Annotated in this window: 15 protein-coding genes; 9 read left to right on the plus strand and 6 right to left on the minus strand. The window is 55.6% G+C overall.

The annotated features are described in order from the left end of the window. Positions 1–88 precede the first annotated feature (88 nt). From FIV00_RS19175 to FIV00_RS19215, 9 genes are all read left to right on the plus strand, one after another. Complete coding sequence (locus FIV00_RS19175; protein WP_152502259.1) at positions 89–1573, plus strand: replicative DNA helicase; 1485 nt, start codon at positions 89–91, stop codon at positions 1571–1573. Positions 1574–1751: 178 nt separating this feature from the next. Then, a complete protein-coding gene (locus FIV00_RS30570; RefSeq protein ID WP_152502260.1) occupies positions 1752–2048 on the plus strand; it encodes a PilZ domain-containing protein in 297 nt (98 codons plus the stop codon). Positions 2049–2157: 109 nt separating this feature from the next. Continuing rightward, positions 2158–3300, plus strand: a complete 1143-nt coding sequence (alr, locus tag FIV00_RS19185) for an alanine racemase (RefSeq protein WP_209006619.1) — start codon at positions 2158–2160, stop codon at positions 3298–3300. Positions 3301–3320: 20 nt separating this feature from the next. Beyond that, on the plus strand, positions 3321–4715 hold the full coding sequence (radA, locus tag FIV00_RS19190) for a DNA repair protein RadA (protein WP_152502262.1): 1395 nt from the start codon (positions 3321–3323) through the stop codon (positions 4713–4715). A 72-nt stretch (positions 4716–4787) separates the two neighbouring features. Next, positions 4788–5405, plus strand: coding sequence for a CvpA family protein (locus tag FIV00_RS19195; RefSeq protein WP_152502263.1), 618 nt, complete (start codon positions 4788–4790; stop codon positions 5403–5405). Between the two features lie 76 nt (positions 5406–5481). After that, the gene (purF, locus tag FIV00_RS19200) at positions 5482–6954 is read left to right on the plus strand and encodes an amidophosphoribosyltransferase (RefSeq protein ID WP_152502264.1); all 1473 of its coding nucleotides are present in this window, start codon (positions 5482–5484) and stop codon (positions 6952–6954) included. Between the two features lie 9 nt (positions 6955–6963). Next, positions 6964–7686 carry an SDR family NAD(P)-dependent oxidoreductase gene (locus FIV00_RS19205; RefSeq protein ID WP_152502265.1) on the plus strand — a complete coding sequence of 241 codons (723 nt, stop codon included), beginning with the start codon at positions 6964–6966 and terminating at the stop codon, positions 7684–7686. 75 nt (positions 7687–7761) lie between these two features. Beyond that, positions 7762–8376, plus strand: a complete 615-nt coding sequence (locus tag FIV00_RS19210; protein WP_152502266.1) for an HAD family hydrolase — start codon at positions 7762–7764, stop codon at positions 8374–8376. A 44-nt stretch (positions 8377–8420) separates the two neighbouring features. Next, complete coding sequence (locus FIV00_RS19215; RefSeq protein ID WP_152502267.1) at positions 8421–8792, plus strand: VOC family protein; 372 nt, start codon at positions 8421–8423, stop codon at positions 8790–8792. Positions 8793–8869: 77 nt separating this feature from the next. Here the strand turns inward: FIV00_RS19215 and FIV00_RS19220 are convergent, their stop codons facing one another. From FIV00_RS19220 to FIV00_RS19245, 6 genes are all read right to left on the minus strand, one after another. Next, positions 8870–9667: an inositol monophosphatase family protein gene (locus FIV00_RS19220; protein ID WP_152502268.1), complete on the minus strand. Its 798-nt coding sequence runs from the start codon at positions 9665–9667 to the stop codon at positions 8870–8872. Positions 9668–9754: 87 nt separating this feature from the next. Then, complete coding sequence (der, locus tag FIV00_RS19225) at positions 9755–11182, minus strand: ribosome biogenesis GTPase Der (protein WP_152502269.1); 1428 nt, start codon at positions 11180–11182, stop codon at positions 9755–9757. A gap of 50 nt (positions 11183–11232) precedes the next feature. Continuing rightward, positions 11233–12585: a PQQ-binding-like beta-propeller repeat protein gene (locus tag FIV00_RS19230; protein ID WP_209006620.1), complete on the minus strand. Its 1353-nt coding sequence runs from the start codon at positions 12583–12585 to the stop codon at positions 11233–11235. Further along, complete coding sequence (locus tag FIV00_RS19235) at positions 12582–13265, minus strand: tetratricopeptide repeat protein (protein ID WP_152502270.1); 684 nt, start codon at positions 13263–13265, stop codon at positions 12582–12584. Before FIV00_RS19235 ends, FIV00_RS19230 begins: the two co-directional genes overlap by 4 nt. A 201-nt stretch (positions 13266–13466) precedes the next feature. Continuing rightward, the gene (locus tag FIV00_RS19240) at positions 13467–14048 is read right to left on the minus strand and encodes an NnrU family protein (RefSeq protein ID WP_152502271.1); all 582 of its coding nucleotides are present in this window, start codon (positions 14046–14048) and stop codon (positions 13467–13469) included. A gap of 103 nt (positions 14049–14151) precedes the next feature. Then, the gene (locus tag FIV00_RS19245; RefSeq protein ID WP_152502272.1) at positions 14152–15285 is read right to left on the minus strand and encodes a Gfo/Idh/MocA family protein; all 1134 of its coding nucleotides are present in this window, start codon (positions 15283–15285) and stop codon (positions 14152–14154) included. Between the last annotated feature and the right edge of the window lie 112 nt (positions 15286–15397).

Below are 15397 nucleotides of genomic sequence, written 5' to 3' on the forward strand. Positions count from 1 at the left end.
AGCAAGAATCAAAAACTGCTCTTGTTGGTGCTTGAGCGGCCCTTCAACAGAGAGTATTCCGAATGAACTTGGGTCATCGGGGGACGAAATGAAGGGCACGTTGCAGAAGGTCGAAACAGAAGAAGACATCCAACGCCTGGCGCCGCATAACGCGGAAGCCGAACGGCAGCTGCTGGGTGCAATTCTCGTGAACAACGAAACTTTCTACAGGGTTTCCGACTTTCTGGAACCGCACCACTTCTTTGTCCCGTCACATCAGGATATCTACGAAAAGATCGGCCACCTTATCAGAGCCGGCAAAACCGCCTCTCCGATAACACTCAAGACCTTCTATCCTGCAGATGCCAAAATCGCGGATCTGTCTGCAACACAGTTTTTGCTGAGGCTTGCCGGAGACGCGGCCTCCATCATCAATGCCGAAGACTATGGTCGCACGATATATGACCTTGCCATTCGCCGGAATCTGATCCGGATCGGCGAAGACATGGTCAACATCGCTTTTGACGCTCCGATCGACGTACCACCTGGGCAACAAATCGACGACGCCGAGCGCCGATTGTTCGAACTGGCGGAGACCGGACGCTCAGAAGGTGGGTTCGTCGCCTTTGGCGATGCGTTGTCTGAAACCATTGAAATGGCGCATGCGGCCTATAATCGTGAGGGTGCACTCTCGGGCATTTCCACCGGCATGCGTGAACTCGACCGACTGATGGGCGGTTTGCAGCATTCGGATCTCATTGTTCTTGCCGGCCGGCCAGCCATGGGCAAAACATCGCTTGCCACCAACATCGCTTACAACATTGCTCAGTCCTATAAGTCGGAAGAGCAGCAGGATGGTTCGATCAAAACCGTGAATGGCGGTGTGGTCGGCTTCTTCTCGCTTGAAATGTCGGCCGAACAGCTCGCAACGCGTATTATTTCCGAGCAAGCTGAAATATCGTCTTCCAAAATCCGACGAGGGGATATCACGGAAGCGGAGTTTGAAAAGCTCGCCGCTTGTGCTCAGACAATGCAAGCTGTGCCACTTCACGTCGACCAGACCGGCGGCATTTCCATCGCGTCACTCGTTGCCAAGGCGCGGCGCCTGAAACGCCAGCGCGGACTGGATCTTCTGGTAGTCGACTATATCCAGCTTCTTTCGGGATCCGCCAAGAACTCCGGTAACCGCGTTCAGGAGATCACCGAGATCACCACGGGTTTGAAGGCGCTGGCAAAGGAACTCAACGTACCGATCATCGCGCTGTCACAGCTGTCCCGTCAGGTTGAATCGCGAGACGATAAACGTCCGATGATGTCGGATCTGCGTGAATCGGGATCCATCGAGCAGGACGCCGATGTGGTGCTGTTCGTGTATCGTGAAGAATACTACCTGTCGAAGACCGAACCAGAGGTCGGATCACCGGAATATGCCGCGTGGGAAGCCAAGCACGATGCGGCCAAAGGCAAGGCTGAAGTAATCATCGCCAAGCAGCGTCACGGACCCACGGGCACAGCCAACCTGCACTTCCAGGGCGAATTTACCCGTTTCTCCGATCTTGCAGAGGACGATCACTTGCCGCAAAGGTACGAATAGCCGCGACACAAATGCCAAAGTCGACGGGTAGTTGGCACCTGAAAACCATCACCTTTGCAACAAGAAACGGTGCAATTAGGCCTCCCCTGGAAATATCCGCAACTAGAAAGAGCGAGTAGCGAACTTAAAGCGCTGTTAAACAACTTTAGATATGGTTTGACCCTGACTATTTCTAACAATGCATTTCAGGCGAAACCACTTGTATTCTTCGAAACAAAAACTTCTGGAAGAAGCGAGGATTTTCCCGCGAAAAAGGTGCAAGTGGCCCGGGTTGCTCAAGCAGGAAGGAGCGCATCGTCCTTGCGTTGTGGAAGATATCAGCGTTGGAGGGTGCCGCCTTGCCACGAATACCAAGGGGCTGGAGCCCGGGCAGCGGGTCACAATTGAGGTTGAAAGCCGTAGACTGCGTTTCTACGCTGAAATTCGCTGGATTCGAAGTGGCGAGACCGGGGTCGAATTCCTCTATATGGATTGATCTCAATTTCGTCATCCGCCGATCTCAGCATTGGCATTCCCTATCTTTGATGCGCTAAACTCCCGCCCATTGAGCACTCACCGATTCTGGCTGGAGACCAAAGCGCATCGTGTCGCCGTATCAGCATTCAACATTCCCAGCCGAACTTTATGGCGGCCGGTTGACAATCGATCTGAATGCCATTGCGGCTAACTGGTCAGATCTCAACAAAAGGCTCATCGGCGAAACGGAATGCGCAGCCGCCATCAAGGCCGACGCATATGGCACTGGCCAGGCCAAAGTCGGTCCTCATCTCTTTGAAGCCGGTTGCCGAACTTTTTTTACCGCCGTTCCAACCGAAGCGGTTGAGCTTCGGCAGATCTTGCCTGAGGCAACCATATACGTCCTCGACGGGTTGCTTCCCGGCACTGCTGAGCATTTTCTGGGCCAGAATATTCGTCCGGTTCTCGGGTCTCTGGAAGAGCTGGAAGAATGGGCCGGGATCTGCCGGTCAGCAGGCAAAAGTTTTGCTGCCGCGGTTCACGTTGACACAGGTATTCATCGTCTCGGTCTCTCGCCGCAAGAGTTTCAAGCCTCCATGCAGGACAAGGAACTGCTTGGTCCGTTTGTACCATCGCTCATCATGAGCCATCTGGCCTGCGGTTCGGTGCCAGACCATCCCATGAACCGGGAACAGCTGGATCGCTTTCGTGAGCTCACCGCCCCCTTCCCGTCCATTCCAAAGTCTTTGGCAAACTCTGCCGGCATCTTGATGGGTTCGGAATATCACTTCGATCTCGTCCGGCCCGGCATCGCGCTTTACGGTGGGATGGCGATCGAAACGGCTCCCAATCCGATGAAGCCAGTTGCCAAGGTTGAAGCGAAGATCATGATCGTGCGCGATGTACCCCAAGGCGACACAATAGGCTATGGAGCGAAACAGACGGCACATCGCCCCTTGAAGAATGCCGTCATCGCCGCCGGATATGCAGATGGCATGTTGCGGCGCGCCAGCTCCAGCGATGATCGACCGGGTGGGTTCGGCATGATCGGCGGCTACAAGGCACCGATCCTCGGGCGTATTTCCATGGACATGATTACTCTGGATGTCACGGATGTGCCCGAACACCTTCTGCGACGCGGTGCCTTTGTGGAAATGCTCGGTCCCAATGTTGCGGCGGCGGAGATTGCAGCTTATGCGGAGACCATCGATTACGAATACCTGACCAGCCTTGGGCGTCGTTTTGAACGCGTCTACGGGCCTCTCTCCTGATCGGAGCTTGATAAACGGCAATGGCGCGTCGCTCGACTTCCTTTGTTTGCCAATCCTGCGGCGCAGTTACCGCAAAGTGGGTCGGTCGCTGCGAATCCTGCGGGGATTGGAACACGATTGTTGAAGAACAGACCGGAGGCGGAGTGGGCGGCGGACCCGGACGAGCCTCCCGGAGCAAAGGCCGGGTGGTTCCGCTGGTCGGTCTGTCCGGAGACAGCAAGGAAGCGCCACGATGCGAGACCAAGGTTGCGGAACTTGACCGGGTCACCGGTGGCGGATTTGTGCGCGGGTCGGCACTGCTTGTCGGTGGTGATCCGGGCATTGGAAAATCGACACTCCTGATCCAGGCAGCAGCCCAACTGGCGCATCTCGGTCACAAGACAATCTATATTTCCGGCGAAGAAGCCATTGGTCAGGTAAGGCTCAGAGCCGAAAGACTTGGTCTGGCCGATGCTCCTGTTGCCCTGGCTGCAGAGACAAGTGTTGAAGATATTCTTGCGACGCTTGAGGCCGATACCGCTCCCGCTCTTCTGATTCTGGATTCCGTACAAACGCTCTGGACCGACCAGGTTGATTCTCCTCCCGGCACGGTCACCCAGGTGCGCGCATCGGCTCAGGCCATGGTTCGTTACGCCAAAAAGAACGGAACGACACTGGTGCTGGTCGGTCACGTGACCAAGGACGGTCAGATTGCTGGCCCGAGGGTCGTGGAACACATGGTCGACGCGGTCCTCTATTTCGAAGGCGATGGTGCGCACCAATACCGGATATTGCGTTCTGTGAAGAACCGCTTCGGCGCTACAGACGAAATCGGCGTCTTCGAAATGACCGGCAAAGGTCTGGTGGAAGTGCCAAATCCTTCTGCCTTGTTCCTTGGAGACCGCAACACTTCAGCCCCGGGAGCAGCGGTTTTTGCGGGTTTAGAAGGCTCACGTCCCCTGCTGATCGAAATCCAGGCGCTTGTCGCACAATCCTCACTTGGAACACCGCGCAGAGCGGTTATCGGTTGGGACAGCGCGCGCTTGTCGATGATCCTTGCAGTGCTGGAGGCACGATGCGGCGTGCGTTTTTCGCAGCATGACGTTTACCTGAATGTTGCAGGCGGACTCAAAATCAGTGAGCCCGGTGCTGACCTGGCTGTCGCGGCAGCTCTGATCTCTTCACTCAGCGGGCTTGCCCTTCCGGCCAATTGCGTCTATTTCGGCGAAGTCAGCCTGTCAGGAGCCATCCGGCCAGTCGCCCAGGCCCAATCCAGGCTGAAAGAAGCGGAAAAACTCGGCTTCGATCAGGCTTATTGTCCGGAAGGAAACCTGAAGGACAATGCCGCATCGGCTTTCAAAGCCACAGGACTGCCGGAACTTGGGGACTTTGTTGCCAAACTTTCGGCAGAGGCTAGTGCTTCAGGGCGGACCTGACGCATTATGCGCCGGGTTTGAGAAAAGGTTTAGGCTCTTGCCGGAGCGCCAGACAGAGGAATTTCAAGGATCATGCCGATAACGCTGCTGGACGGACTGCTTTTGGCCATCATGTTCATTTCGGCGATCCTCGCGATGATCCGCGGATTTGTTCGGGAAGTTCTTTCCATCGTGTCCTGGGTGGCAGCCGCAGCAGCGGCATTCCTGCTTTACGAGCGGGTCGTGCCTTACGCCAAGCAGTATATCTCCCATGACATCGTCGCCATGGGTGTTTCCGCTGCCGCTGTCTTCCTCGTGACGCTTCTCGTCGTCAGCTACATAACAATGCGGATATCGGACTTCGTTCTGGACAGTCGCATCGGCGCGCTCGACCGCACGCTTGGCTTTGTCTTTGGTGCTGTTCGCGGCTTGTTGCTGGTTGTCGTCGCAATGATGTTCTTCAACTGGTTTGTCCAGCCGGACCAGCAGCCGCAATGGGTGCTTGATGCGAAATCGACACCTATTCTCTTGTCGATCGGAGAACGCCTGGTAGCCGTGCTGCCGGAGGATCCCGAGAAGGCAATTCTCGACAAGATCCGCGAGAACAATCTGAGTGGTGGCGGCAATGCCAGCACGCCTTCAGAAGAACCGACTTACAGCGAGTCCGAGACCCAAGGTCTCGAACAGCTGACTACGGACAGTAACAACTGACGCCGCCGGACGGCGCCGATCTTGACCATAGACGGACCGGTTTCGACAAACCGGCCGAACTCAAGGAGAGTTCGCCATGACTGGCGGAACTGAGATTCACGAGCCGTTTGACATCAATGACGACACACTGCGCGAAGAGTGCGGTGTGTTTGGCATTTTGGGACATGAGGATGCCAGTGCTCTGACGGCTCTCGGCCTTCATGCCCTTCAGCATCGCGGTCAAGAGGCGGCCGGCATCGTCACCTTCGACAATGACCAGTTCCGGGCAGAACGGCATCTGGGACTTGTTGGTGACCACTTTTCCGACGCGGACACGATTGGACGGCTGACCGGCAAGGCTGCCATCGGTCACGTCCGCTACTCGACGACCGGTGAAACAATCCTCCGTAATGTCCAGCCACTCTTTGCCGAGCTCGACGGCGGCGGTATTGCGGTCTGTCATAACGGCAACTTCACCAATGCACTGACTTTGCGCGCTCAACTGATCCGCGATGGGGCGATTTGTCAGTCCACGTCGGATTCAGAAGTGGTGCTGCAGCTTGTCGCCCGGTCTCGGAAGGGAAAGATCGTCGATCGTTTCATCGAGGCCATCACGCAAATGGAAGGGGCTTATTCCCTCGTTGCCCTGACGTCCAAAAAACTGATCGGCGCACGCGACCCTCTCGGTATCCGCCCACTCGTTCTGGGAGACCTGAACGGAGCGCCCATCCTGGCATCGGAAACATGTGCACTTGATATCATCGGTGCCAAATTCATTCGTGAAGTCGAAAACGGCGAAGTGATTGTGTGCACGTCCACCGGCATCCAATCCTACTTTCCTTTCGGCAAGTGCCCGGCCCGCCCCTGTATTTTTGAATACATCTACTTCTCCAGGCCGGATTCGGTTGTCGGCGGGCGGAGTGTTTATGACGTTCGCCGGGAAATGGGCAAGCAGCTTGCCAAGGAAACGCCGGCCGATGCGGATGTGATTGTACCCGTACCCGACAGCGGTGTTCCGGCGGCGATCGGCTATAGCCAGGAAAGCGGCATTCCGTTCGAGCTTGGAATTATCCGAAACCACTATGTAGGGCGTACATTCATCGAACCGACCCAACAGATCCGTGCGCTTGGCGTGAAAATGAAACATTCCGCCAACCGGTCCCAGATCGAAGGGAAGCGGGTCGTTCTGGTTGACGACAGCCTTGTCCGGGGCACCACCTCAGTCAAAATCGTTCAGATGATCCGTGAAGCGGGTGCGCGCGAAGTGCATTTCCGTCTCGCCAGCCCGCCTATCAAATACTCGGACTACTACGGGATTGATACGCCAATGCGCGAAAAACTGCTGGCGGCCAAATATGGTCTTGAGGAAATGCGCGCATATATCGGTGCGGACAGCCTGGCCTTCCTGTCAGTTGATGGCATCTACAAGTCCATGGGCTTTGACGGAAGAGACGACGCGAACCCGCAGTTCACCGACCATTGCTTCACCGGTGACTACCCGACGCCTTTGACAGACCTGTCCGAAGACCAGGACTTCGTGTCAGCCCCTCGCCTGGTAGAAGTCGGCTAAGAGTACATTATGGAAAAAGACTTCGACGGCCGGGTAGCGCTTGTAACCGGCGCATCCCGCGGTATTGGCTATCAGATCGCAAAGAAGCTTGGCGAACGCGGAGCCCACGTGATTGCCCTTGCCCGCACAGTGGGTGGCCTGGAGGATCTGGACGACGAAATCAAATCAGCTGGCGGGCAAACCACTCTCGTGCCGCTCGATCTGATGGATTTTGACGCTCTCGACAGGCTCGGTGCTGCTCTGTTCGAACGCTGGAAGAAACTCGACATTCTGATCGGCAATGCCGGCATGCTGGGTGTCTTGTCCCCAATCGGACACATCAGTCCAAAGGACTTTGAGAAAGTCATGTCAACGAACGTCACTGCGAACTGGCGTTTGATCAGGTCGCTGGATCCGTTGCTGCGTCAATCCGATGCCGGACGTGCGCTTTTCCTGACGGCGGTACAGGCCCAGACCTGCACTGCATTCTGGGGTCTTCACGCCATTAGCAAGGCTGCCGTTGAAGCCATGACAAAGACCTGGGCCAATGAGAGCCTGCAAACTTCTATGAAGATCAACATGGCTGACCCGGGTCCGACACGCACAGGGCTTCGCGCCAAGGCGATGCCGGGAGAAATTCCCGACAATCTCGCAACACCTGAGCTTGTCGCGGAAGACCTTCTTGCGCTGGTCAAACCAGATGTCTTGGAAACAGGCAGACTTTACGATCGCGTCAGTCAAGAGTGGGTGTAGTCTGGCTGCATAGATCCGTCCCATCCGCCAGACTTCGAAAACCTTGCTCCAGACTGATCATCGAACTTTGAAACAATGCATCACAAGCTCAAAGCGATTGCCTGGGACTTCGACGGTGTTTTGAACCGAAACATCATTGATGGCCGCTTTGTCTGGGCTGATAGCCTTCAAGACGATTTCGGCATTTCGTTGCACGATCTTCAAAAGGGCATTTTTGATGACAAATTCCCGGATGTGATTTCGGGCAAGATCGATCTCAAAGCTCACGTTCAGCGCTGGCTGGAAGCGAGCAATCACGAACTCAGCGTCGAGGCACTGCTGGAATACTGGTTTCGGAAAGACGATCTGAAAGACCCTTTTACCTGCGAATTGCTGGACAGATTGACCGCTGAAGGATTGCAGCAAGTGATTGCAACCAACAATGAACATCACCGTGCCAACTATATCGAGCATGTGTCGGGTTTTGGCGATCGGGTCAGTCAGGTCTTTTCATCCGGTCGCATCGGTCACGCCAAACCTGAAACCGCGTTTTTCGAGCATGTAAGCGACACGCTCGACCTTGCGCCGCAGGAGTTGCTATTGATCGACGACAGCGCGGCCAATGTGGCAGCTGCGAAAGCGATCGGCTGGCATGCCTATCACTTTACAGATGCATCACGAGCGGGTCTTGCAACCTTTCTCGGCCTTTGACAGCATCACGGCTGCCCCAAAATGTGGGCTAGGAGGACGAGCGGATGAAACTTGGTGCATTTTCAATCAGCCTGACCGTGAAGGACATCAAAAAATCGAAGGCCTTTTATGAAGGTCTTGGATTTTCAGATCTTGGTGGATCCGGTGCCGACAACTGGCTCATCATGAAAAACGGCGATACTGTCATCGGGCTATTTCAGGGCATGTTCGACAAGAACATTCTGACATTCAATCCCGGTTGGGATCAGAACGCGCAGAAACTGGACAGTTTTCAGGATATTCGCGAACTTCAGAAAGAACTCAAAGGCAAGGGCTATACCTTTGTGACTGAAGCAGATGAGACAACGTCCGGGCCGACCAGTTTTACCCTTGTCGATCCGGACGGAAACCCAGTGCTTGTTGATCAGCACGTTTGAACGAGAGTTTCCGACCGGATGAAAGTCGAAGACGACGGCATGCGCAAAATCATGCCGTCACTCCATTTGACCCAATGTTAGGCGGCTTCCAGTGGAGCGAATGAGCTCTCTGCGATTGCCCGCAAATCTTCAAAGACGCCAGGAGCCCCGACAACGACCCGAGCTCCGTGGTGGAGCGCATGGTTGATGTCCTGCTCCATTACAACACCGCCAGCTTCAATTGTCAGGAGCATACCTGCGAGGCAATCCCAGGCGTTCATGTGCGATTCCACATAGCCGATCAGCCTTCCCGAGGCCGCATAGGCAAGCATCAAGCCGCCTGAGGCATTGCGAAAGAAAACGCCGCCCTTGGACACAACGGCACCAACAACATTGACCGCATCGGTTATTGCAGTTCTGCCATTAAAGCCAACACCGACGGAACCAACGGAAAGGCTTTGGCTGTCGGAAATTTTGATCGGCTTGTCATTCAAAAATGCACCGCCCCCTGCAGCAGCCTTGAATGTTTCCTTCGCCACGGGGTCATGAATAACACCCACGATCACCTTGCCCTGATACACACAGGCAATAATGACGCACCATTGTGGGATACCGGTTACGAAATTTGCTGTTCCATCGATCGGATCCGTCACCCAGGTGTATCCGGACGACCCTTCTTCCATGCCGTGCTCTTCACCCAGGATGGCATCGTCGGGATATGCCTTTGCGAGCTCGTCACGGATAAGCGTTTCCACATTCCGGTCTGCCTCGGAAACGAGATCCTGGTGCCCTTTCTGAGTAATCGTCAGAGTGTCCAGCTTGCGAAAATAATCCAGCCCCAGGACACCTGCCTTCTCAGCAAGCGCCACGGCAAAATCAAGCCGCTCATTCGACATCAACACGTCTCCTTCAAAAATAAGGCACCACGCCTGCCCTTCATTTCCGGGGCAAGGCATGCTGGAAATGGCCGGAGCACACCCCGGCTACTGAATCTTTCGTTTTTTCTTGGTCGCGTACGGATTTTCACCTTTGCGGTAAGAAAGGCGAATAGGTGTACCGTGAATGTTGAACTTCTCGCGCAACGAATTCACCAGATACCGGGTGTAGCTTTCGGGAAGCTGTTCGGGCCGCGAACAAAATGCGATGAAATGCGGCGGCCTTGTTTTGGGTTGCGTCATGTAACGCAACCGGACCCGTCGCCCCGCAACAGCAGGAGGCGGGTGATTGATCGTCACACGGTCAAGCCAGCGGTTCAGCATGGATGTCGACACGCGCGAGTTCCAGGCCTCATAAGCGGTAAAGACGCTCTCAACCAGCCGATCGATGCCCTGTCCCTGCAATCCTGAGAGTGTCGCGATCTGCACGCCACGGATCTGGTTAAAGTAGCGCTCATTGGCGTCGCGGATCTTTTTCCAAGCCGCTTCTCGATCTTCGACAAGATCCCATTTGTTGATCGCGATGACGAGGGCCCGGCCCTCTCTCGCGACCAGATCAATGATCTGCAGATCCTGCTTTTCAAAGGACATCGTTGCATCGAGGGTCACAACGACCACTTCGGCAAACTTGATCGCTCGAAGTGCATCGGCAACCGAGAGCTTTTCAAGTTTCTCCTGAACACGCGCCTTCTTGCGAATGCCAGCCGTGTCGAACAACTTGATGTGCCGATCGCGCCAACTCCAATCAACCGAGATGGAATCCCGCGTGATACCAGCCTCAGGCCCGGTCAACATCCGGTCTTCACCGAGCATCTTGTTTATCAAGGTGGACTTGCCGGCATTCGGCCTGCCGACTATGGCAACCCGAAGAGGTCTCTCAATCGTGCCGACAGGATCTTCCTCGTCGACGATTTCTCCGTCTTCATCGACATCGACGTTGGTAACTGCTTCCTCGCGCCGGGCTTCCTCTTCCTCGGTGACCCGATCAACATGAGGTTTCAGCGCGTCATAAAGATCGGCAAGGCCTTCGCCGTGCTCGGCGGAAATGGCGATTGGATCCCCCAGGCCGAGCGAAAAGGACTCGTAGAGTCCACTTTCACCCGCTCTGCCTTCCGCCTTGTTGGCCAGAAGAATAACAGGTCGCGTGGTCTTGCGGGCGACTTCGGCAAAATGAGAATCAAGCGGAGTGATGCCGGCTCTGGCATCTATGACAAAGAGTACGGCATCCGCGGTTTCGATCGCCTCTTCCGTTTGTCGACGCATGCGTCCTTCAAGCGAACGGCGATCTGCGTCCTCCAGACCGGCAGTGTCGATAATCGTAAAGCGCAAATCACCGAGCCGTGCGTCACCCGGACGCCGGTCGCGTGTGACGCCGGGCGTGTCGTCGACCAGCGCCAGCCGCTTGCCGACCAGGCGATTGAATAGCGTGGACTTACCGACATTCGGCCGTCCAATAATGGCGACAGTTGCGCCCACAGCAGTAACTCCTGACGGGTGGGCCTCTTCGTGAGCCCATCCCTTAATTGCTAGTTGTAGGCAGCGACGCCGTCATTTCCGGTCAGCACCACAACGCGGCCACCTGCAACAATGGGTGTCACGTAGACATCCGCGTTTGTGCGTTGCGTCAGCATGGTATTCCCGGATGCCGCGTCAACAACGGCAATCTGACCATCGCTGGAGAACGCTACAAGCGCACCGTTTGCCAGAATCGGCCCAGCCCAATTGCGACGGCGCTTCTTTTTCTCCGGACGTGGCAGCGATGTTGCCCAAAGCGGTTCGCCACTTTTGAGATCCAGCGCCACCATGCGATCGTCGAGATCCACCATGAAGAGCGCGTTCCCAGAAACGACAGGTGTATGCACACTGCCAAGATCCTGTTCCCAGCGGCGTTGCCCTGAGCGGGCATCAACAGCTACAGTGCGTCCGGCAACGCCGGTCGCATAAACAGTATTGCCTGCGATTACCGGGCTCGCCGAAACATCGGCAAGGCCAGACAACGCGAGCGTCCTGAACCCTCGGGAAACCCCGTCGATCCACTCTGGTTCACCGCTCTTGATATCAATTGCCATGATCTCGCCCGATGAGAACGGGACAATGACCTTGTTTCCGGAGATTGCGGGATTTGCTGCAGACAACAAGCCTGCTGTTTCCTCAACCCCGGCATAGCTCCACGCAACCGAACCGTCGGACTGAGACAGCGCATAGACTTCGTTTGACTGGGAAACGACAAAGACGTGTCCTGCCCCCGCAACGGGAGCACCACGTGCCGGTGTATCCAGATCCGCACGCCAGATTTCGCGGCCCGAGCCGGCTTCCAGTGCAACCAGCTGGCGGTAACTCGTAGCGGCATAAACAATGCCGCCGGCAACCGTCACGCCACCACCGGGTCCAACGTCACGCTCGCCCTCCGGGCGCAGATTCGCTGTCCACTGCCGGCCGCCCCCGGTTGAGAGCGCGACGACCTCGCCGTTCGGCTTATAAAGATAGATTCTGCTGCCATCGCTCACAGGTCTTGAAGAGATCCTGAGGGCGGACGAGGTGAGTCCGCGACCTGAAGTGCCGACTTGCGTCCGCCAGGCTCTGTTTCCGGAAACGGAAATAGCGATGTTGCCCGGATCATTTGTCAGCCCGCCACCGGCGGTGGTCCAGCTCTGCCCGCCGGTTGCAGGCCCGACTTTCGCAGATTGTCCAAGGGCTTCAGATGCAGGATCAGCACCGTCAAACACCGGCTGACGGTCGCCAGACAGTATTTTCTCGCGGTTGAACGGGTTTACGTTCTGCGTGAAATCGCTCACCGAACCGCATCCTGTCAACGCAAGAGACAGTGCGATAACAGCCAGCGGCCCGCGCCCCATTGAAGAAACGACTGCTCGTGTCACTGGCCAGTTCCTTCACTTTCAGGGGATGCAGCGCCACCGCTGGCACGAATGACATCGCTCAACAAAGAAACCCGCTGACTGACTTCAGCCGGTGTCTCCGGGTCGTCCTCAAGCGCAGTAATCCATTGTTGTGCTGTTTCAATCTCGCCGCTTTTCCAGGCGCTTAGCGCGAGAAGTTCGCGTGCGGCAGCCCGAAAAGGGCCTGTGTCGGATGTCAGTCTCTCAACCCTATCTGCGACACCGGTATAATCTTCGCTGTCGACGGCAATGTAACCTGCTCGCAGAGCAGCAACATCCTTCAAGGCATCGGTCAAGCCGGCATCCCTGGAAAGCGCATCAAATTGCGCCAGAGCATCAGCTGCCTGTCCGGAATTTGCCAAGTCGGTCGCCTTACGCAGTTTTGCAAGAGCCGGATACCCGCCAAGAGCCGATTCCAGTTCTCCATAGAGCGCTGCGGCTTCCTGGTAATTTTCGGCCTCGGACAACCGAACGGCTTCAAAGAACTTGTCGCCAGCACTTTGGGCCTGCGTTTCCTGCCAATAGAGCCAACCGCGATAGCCACCAGTACCAACAACAATCAGAACTGCGACACCGATTACCCACGGGCCAAACCGATCCCAAAGCCGACGGTATTTCTCCTGGCGGATATCTTCATCGACTTCACGAAAAATATCAGACATACGTGTCGTGTTCCTGCATTCACTCTACCGGCCCGGCGCCATGACCGGATCAACACCCCATTGCGCGGGGCGCACATTATCCATTTGATCCGTCTCGGGCAATTCCCAGGACGCGCTTAACATTCTTTTCGTGGCGCAAGTGGGGCAAACCTCGATGAATTGACAAATCCGCAGAGGTTTTTCATCAGCTGCCCGCGTTTATCAGACTATCGGGACGCCGAAAAGCCAACCGTGCAACTTCCAGACAAAAAGTCCGTAGAGAACAATGCCGATCAGAATCACCACGATGTCGGTGTGTCTACCCGGCTCGGCCGTCGCACCGGCAATTTGCCCCGCACCAGGCCCGCGACGTTTCACGGAGATCCGGTCTGCGACTGCCCAGAGAAAGAAAGTGCCAAACAGAAGAACCGAGGCCAGATCACCATTTGCGAGTAGGTGTGAGAGCGCCCAGAGTTTGATCGCAACAAGCATCGGGTGCTTCAAGGCGCGTCTGATCCTGCACGGCACGTACGCTGCCACCAGAAAAATGAAGACCGGCACCATGAGCAGCATGGTCACATGACGCAACCAGAGCGGCGGATCATATAGCAGCGGCGGACCTTCAAACCTGGCAACGCCATAGCCGTAAATTATCAGTGCGAAGCCGGCAATCGAGATTAGCGTGAAGAGGCCCTTGTAGGCATTTTCGCCGAGTTTCGAGATCAATCCCGCCCGCGTGGCAGGAACCATTGGCAACACGTGTATTGCGAAAAACAGAACGAGTCCTGTTATCAAGATCGCCATAAATTCTCTCCCTCGAACCACCGGCAATTGGCTGGTCCGATCGGCAAAAGTGACAGGACCTCTGGCGGAACATAAGAGCACCGCATAGCCACTGCAACCGCCGCTATTGCAAGAGTTGGTTTGCAGCCGCGGCGGACAGAGGGTCGGGACGTTTGGCCGAGTGCTCAATGTCAACGAAAGCACCCGTTTCCCCGGATTTTAGAATTGAGGCCATGACATCGACCGCGTGCAAAGCGCGGTCTAAGGAGCAACGGAAGTCACCCCCGTGAAGAATGGATTGAACCATGTCGGCAAGGCCGGCTGACCGATAATTGGCATATTCGGTTCTGTTTTGCTGCACGTTGGCCACTGCGAATGGATGTCCGGTTTGGTCCAGACGTCTGATCTGGCCATCGGGCCCTGCCCATTCAACTTCTCCGCCAAAACGGTTTGGATCCGGCAAAAAGAGTGAACCCTTTGTGCCATATATTTCGATGGGAGGGTGACGATGGGCCCAGACATCCCAACTGACCGACAGTGTCACCGATGCTTCATTTTCAAATTCGAGAAGAGAATGGACAGTGGTGGGTGTTTCCACTCGAATGCGTTCGCCAGACCTCGGTCCGGTTTCGATGGTTCGCATGTTGAAGGCGGAGGACGAAAGTGCCCCAACACGCTTCACGGGACCGATTAGATTGACCAGTGCCGCAATATAATAGGGCCCGAGATCAACTAAGGGTCCACTACCAGATTTATAGAAAAAGTCAGGATTGGGATGCCAGCTTTCCTTGCCATGACTGAGAACGTGACAAGTGCCGCCAATCACATCTCCGATCAACCCGTCGTCCAGTGCCTTTCTGGCTATTTGTTGCGCCCCGCCAAGGAATGTGTCGGGTGCACATCCAACTTTCAGGCGTTTCTTCTTTGCCAAGTCTCCCAAAGCCTTTCCATCCTTGATGGTCAGCGCCAAGGGCTTTTCGGAATAAACGTGTTTGTCGTGAACCAGTATCTCATGAGAGACAAGATAATGTGCGTCGGGCACGGTGAGATTGACTATCAGATCGATGTCGTCAGCCAGCAACAAATCGTGCACCGTCAAAGCACGTATACCGTAATCGTCCGCCTTGATCTCGGCAGCTTCCCTGCTCAGATCGGCACATGCCCGTATATCGAGCCCGGCAAATTTAGGAGCCAACTCAAAATAGGTTTTTGAGATAGTTCCGCAGCCGATGATGCCAATACCAATTCGGTCAGTCACAGGTGCCTCTCACTTTCCGCGATTGACTGTCGCGAAAGAGAGTACGCCGTGTATCTGACAAGCATCAACCGTTTAAGTTGAAATTTCGACTAATCCGGTTGGCCATACTTCT

It is taken from the genome of Labrenzia sp. THAF82, from assembly GCF_009363435.1.
Lineage (GTDB): Bacteria > Pseudomonadota > Alphaproteobacteria > Rhizobiales > Stappiaceae > Roseibium > Roseibium porphyridii.

What these genes read in the sequence shown, in the direction of transcription:
- FIV00_RS19205 (WP_152502265.1), top strand. Translation starts at nt 6,964, where the DNA reads ATGGAAAAAGACTTCGACGGCCGGGTAGCGCTTGTAACCGGCGCATCC.
- FIV00_RS19235 (WP_152502270.1), bottom strand. Translation starts at nt 13,265, where the DNA reads ATGTCTGATATTTTTCGTGAAGTCGATGAAGATATCCGCCAGGAGAAA.
- FIV00_RS19210 (WP_152502266.1), top strand. Translation starts at nt 7,762, where the DNA reads ATGCATCACAAGCTCAAAGCGATTGCCTGGGACTTCGACGGTGTTTTG.
- FIV00_RS19175 (WP_152502259.1), top strand. Translation starts at nt 89, where the DNA reads ATGAAGGGCACGTTGCAGAAGGTCGAAACAGAAGAAGACATCCAACGC.
- radA (WP_152502262.1), top strand. Translation starts at nt 3,321, where the DNA reads ATGGCGCGTCGCTCGACTTCCTTTGTTTGCCAATCCTGCGGCGCAGTT.
- FIV00_RS19215 (WP_152502267.1), top strand. Translation starts at nt 8,421, where the DNA reads ATGAAACTTGGTGCATTTTCAATCAGCCTGACCGTGAAGGACATCAAA.
- FIV00_RS19195 (WP_152502263.1), top strand. Translation starts at nt 4,788, where the DNA reads ATGCCGATAACGCTGCTGGACGGACTGCTTTTGGCCATCATGTTCATT.
- FIV00_RS19220 (WP_152502268.1), bottom strand. Translation starts at nt 9,667, where the DNA reads ATGTCGAATGAGCGGCTTGATTTTGCCGTGGCGCTTGCTGAGAAGGCA.
- FIV00_RS19240 (WP_152502271.1), bottom strand. Translation starts at nt 14,048, where the DNA reads ATGGCGATCTTGATAACAGGACTCGTTCTGTTTTTCGCAATACACGTG.
- FIV00_RS30570 (WP_152502260.1), top strand. Translation starts at nt 1,752, where the DNA reads ATGCATTTCAGGCGAAACCACTTGTATTCTTCGAAACAAAAACTTCTG.
- purF (WP_152502264.1), top strand. Translation starts at nt 5,482, where the DNA reads ATGACTGGCGGAACTGAGATTCACGAGCCGTTTGACATCAATGACGAC.